1 pseudogene is annotated in these 1,518 nt (G+C 72.7%); it reads left to right on the top strand.

Features of this window, described 5'->3' with window-relative positions:
- Nucleotides 1-1,518 (top strand): annotated as a pseudogene (locus tag V6M56_RS14880) (hypothetical protein); the annotation flags it as partial.

Here is a 1,518-nt window from a genome sequence, read left to right as displayed (position 1 = left end):
CCCAACTACAAGCTCGAACGCCTGCGCCACGACGACCCTCGGCTGGAGAACCTGCAGGCCAGCTACACCATGATCGAGGAGCCGGACGACGAGGTCGGCATCACCCGCCGCGAAAAGGGCAAGGCCAAGCAGGAGCCGGTGATCAAGGGCGTGCTGCCGGATCAGCCCGCCCCGCCGCCGCAACCGCGCCCCGCTGCGGTTCCACCGCAAGCCCAAGCGCCGGTAGCCGTCGCAAGACCGACCCCGGCCACCGAGCCGGCTTGGGCAGCGACAACCTCGACCGGCGGTTTCTTCGGCTGGCTGAAGAAGCTGTTCAGCGGTGATGCTCCGGTTACACCGACTCAGACGCCTGCCGCGGCGCCGATCGTGCAGCCGGCGAAGCCCGGCCGCGAAGAGCGCGGCCCGCGCGACGGTGGAGGCGGCCGCGAAGGCCGCGGTCGCCGAGGTGGACGCGACGGCCAACGCAGCGAGGGGCGCGATGGTCCGCGAACCGAAGGCCGCGACGGCCCACGCAGTGAGGGGCGAGGCGAAGCCCGCGGCGACCGAGGCGGCGAGGATCGCGCACGTCGCGGTGAACGCAGCGAACGTCCCGAACGCGAAGGCCGAGGCCGACGCCCCGAGCGCGCCGAAGCGGCGCCGGTCAGCGGCGAGCAGGCCAATGCCGGGCCGGCCATGGACCGCAGCGAACGCTCCGAGAGCGGCCGAGGTGAGGGTCGCCGCAATCAGCGACCGGCGTCACCGCCAGCCAACGATGAGCCGGCCCTGCCGCTCGCCGACGCCCAAGGACTGGATACCGCCCTGGCTTCAACGGGTGTTGCAGCAGAAGGTGGTGAAAACGGTGAACGCGAAGCCAGCCGCCGCCGGCGCCGCCGCGGCGGACGGGGTCGCGGCGAGCGCGACGAGGTCCGCGCCGAAGGCAGCGGTGCCGCAACGGCAGACGAGGTGCACGAGCCCGGACTGCCTGCTGCGGCCGAGTTCGGCGCCGAAACGGCGTCCGCGCACATTGAGGGCGATACCGAAGCCGAGCGTCCCGAGATCGAGGGCGACGAGGCCGGCAGTGGCGAGCCGCGCCGCCGACGCCGCGGGGGCCGCGGTCGCCGCGACCGCAGCGACGGCGCCGTTGCCGAGACCGGCGCCCCGGCGTCGGAAACCGAAGCACCGGCCGGTGCCGTCGAAGCCGTAACGAGCGACGCGGCGACGGGCGATGCCGTCGACGGCGACACGGTGCATGTGGCAATGCCGTTGCCGCTCGAGCCAGCCATGCCCGTTGCCGAACCGGCGGTTCCGCCGGCTTTCAAGGCTCTCGGGCTACCGCCCGAACCGAGTGCCACGCCAGGCACGGTAGCAGCAACAGCCCCTGCCCCCGTACCCGCAACGGCGCAGGCGCGCGAGCCTGCGCCGTTGCCCATCACCGCCGAACTCGTTGCTTACGAGTTGCCGATGGACGAGTTGGCCGCCGTGGCCGAGGGCTCGGGACTGCAATGGGTGAACACCGACGTAGAGAAGGTGCGCCTGGCG

The organism is Allobosea sp. (assembly GCF_036675845.1).
GTDB lineage: Bacteria > Pseudomonadota > Alphaproteobacteria > Rhizobiales > Beijerinckiaceae > Allobosea.
Note: the sequence above shows the minus strand (reverse complement) of the source record. Positions and strands in the feature narration are given on the sequence as shown.